The sequence below is a fragment of the Nocardia carnea genome, assembly GCF_029869215.1.
Lineage (GTDB): Bacteria > Actinomycetota > Actinomycetes > Mycobacteriales > Mycobacteriaceae > Nocardia > Nocardia carnea_B.
The window spans coordinates 1-2225 of record NZ_JARWPM010000146.1 but is presented as its reverse complement, the minus strand read 5'-3'; the positions used below and the strand labels follow the sequence as shown (position 1 = coordinate 2225).

Sequence of the window (2225 nt, the reverse complement as noted above, 5' to 3'; positions counted from 1 at the left end):
CGGATACCTGGGCGGACGCGCGGGTGGAGCAGGTCGATACCCGGACGAGCGCGGCGGTAGAGGTCGCGGTTGACGGCGATGAGGTGTGCGAGGGCGCGGCGCACCCGCGGATCGGTACGGCGGGTGCGGCCCGCCCCTGCGTTCAGCCCCGCGAGAGAATGCGGCGCAGCCGCGAGTATCGCGGGGCTGAACGCAGGGACCAAAGGGGGCCGAACCCCGGGGGGCGGGGGGGGGGCCCGAAAAACACCCCCCCCAGGGCCCGCCGGGGGGGGGGGGCCGGGGCCCCCCCCCGCCCGGGGGGGGGGGGGGGGCGCCCCCCCCCAAAAACACGACGAAACGATAAAAGGCCCGCGCCCGCGTGGGCATGGACCTTCCATCGAGTGGAGTGCGCCCGAAGGGATTCGAACCCCTAACCTTCTGATTGCTCCTGCTGTATGGGGCTGTCTGTTGAAGTCCACCGGTTTACGTTGCCCGACAGCAAAATTCGAACTTTGTCTCGGTCGGATGTGTGGGTCTATACGGGCGCGTCTGCCTACGTTTGTGCGACCAAAGTAAGTCCGACGCCTCGACTCAATATGGATGCGATGGTGTCGATCTGAGGCCAAGAGCGACACGCCCGAGGGATGGAAGCGGCCGACACGCCGGAAGTTTATCTGTCCCCATGCTGTTGGTTCGTCTACCTGGGCGGATGGAACGCTCTCGTCGGGCTTGATGGCGATATGCACACGATTTCCACAGGGATGCAGGGTTTCTCAACAGGTTATCCACAATTTCATCCACAGGTCGGTTTGGCACTGCCCTTGTGGGTCTGGTGGACTCATGGCGCTCGAACAAAAGAGCGAGGTTTCGCCAGTTCACCGCGGTGGGGATCGTTGTGTACTTCTCTGTCGCAGGTTGGTGGAAGGCTCTGCTCATCCGAACTGGATACGAGTGCGGCCTCTACCTGTTCCCGCAGGTAGAGGCCGCTGTAAGCCAACTGCCCCAGACATGGAAGGACGAGGAGGCGCTATGAGCCTAACTCTGAAACCGCAGAATGAGCACCCCGATCCGATCGAGCCGCAGCGCAAGAAGATGCACCCCCTCCTGGTGCTTTCCTTCGCTGTCGGTCTGGGCGTAGCAGCGGGATACCTGGATAGCTGGGATACCGCCGTCAACGTGCTCATGGCGGTGATGGCGTTGTTCAGTCCGGCGAACCGCGGGCCGGCAACACCGAGTAGGAGTTCCAATGGCGTGAACTGAAGTCTGGGTGCCCGGAGTGGGTGCTTTGGCCCTGCTGGCTGGTGGTCTGCGCGTACAGGGGCTGGCTTCCCCGCCTGCCCCATAGGGCCTGCCTTTCTCGCGTAGAGGCTCCGCGGTCAAGGGTGGCGATAGCCATCACGTAGTGACGCCCTTGGGCGCCCTTGACGGTGGAGGGGCGCGGGAACACAATGCAGGCCACCAGTCAGCAGGGCCACGCGGCCGAAGGTCGCGCATTTGCACTGGTAGAGCGGTTCAAGATCGTTGAAACCGTTTGTTCGGCAACTTGATTCAGGCACTATCGGTGTATGACTGAATCTCGTCAGCAGCGTCGTGCCCGTGAGCGTGCCGAGCAGAAAGCCGCCACCCGGCCTGGTCCGAACCTCAGGCTCGCCCCCGAGGTGAGCGAACCTGATGTTGGATCGGTAACCGTTCTCGAAGTTGATGTGGAGTGGAATGAGGACCGTGACCAGCCTGATCAGAGTTTCTGGTCAGTGGCATGGGCCGAAAGCGACTCGGATACTGAGATTCGGGAGATGGTCGACACCTTCGAGGAGGTGGTCGAGATAATCCGCAGCGATCTCGCGCAGAGCTTCGCCGGCGAGGTGGTCCGGGTGGAATGGACGTTGGACTCGGACGCGGAGAAGGAGCGGGATCGGTTGGGTATCGAGCTTCCCGCGGGTCACCCCCTGGCGGACTGAGGACCGGACCACGGCCAGTCATCCCGTTGGAGACGTTCGATCTGCGTCTGAGCTGCGGAAGAGCAAGTCGGGTACGGCTGGCGTCGTGCCCACACTTTTCGGTTGTAGAAAATTCGGCAACTCGGATCGGTGGGTGCTGGCGTAGGCGCGCTGCCGTCGGGCCGACGCGCCGGCGGTACGGAGCGTGCGGAGTTCAGCCGTTGCGCGGCGGACCGGCGGGGGGGGGGGTTGGGCCGGGCCGGGGTGTGGGGGTTGGGGGTATTTTGGGACGCCCGGGGAGGGGGGGGG

General features: G+C 64.2%; 2 protein-coding genes and 1 pseudogene. 2 read left to right on the top strand and 1 reads right to left on the bottom strand.

Annotation, left to right across the window (positions count from 1 at the left end; genetic code table 11):
• Positions 1–128 (bottom strand): annotated as a pseudogene (locus QH276_RS09505) (phytoene/squalene synthase family protein); the annotation flags it as partial.
• An 880-nt stretch (positions 129–1008) separates the two neighbouring features.
• Between QH276_RS09505 and QH276_RS09500 the strand changes: the two are divergent.
• Together QH276_RS09500 and QH276_RS09495 are read left to right on the top strand one after the other, a co-directional pair.
• The gene (locus tag QH276_RS09500) at positions 1009–1239 is read left to right on the top strand and encodes a hypothetical protein (protein ID WP_280398465.1); all 231 of its coding nucleotides are present in this window, start codon (positions 1009–1011) and stop codon (positions 1237–1239) included.
• Positions 1240–1544: 305 nt separating this feature from the next.
• The gene (locus QH276_RS09495) at positions 1545–1937 is read left to right on the top strand and encodes a hypothetical protein (RefSeq protein ID WP_280398466.1); all 393 of its coding nucleotides are present in this window, start codon (positions 1545–1547) and stop codon (positions 1935–1937) included.
• Positions 1938–2225 lie beyond the last annotated feature (288 nt).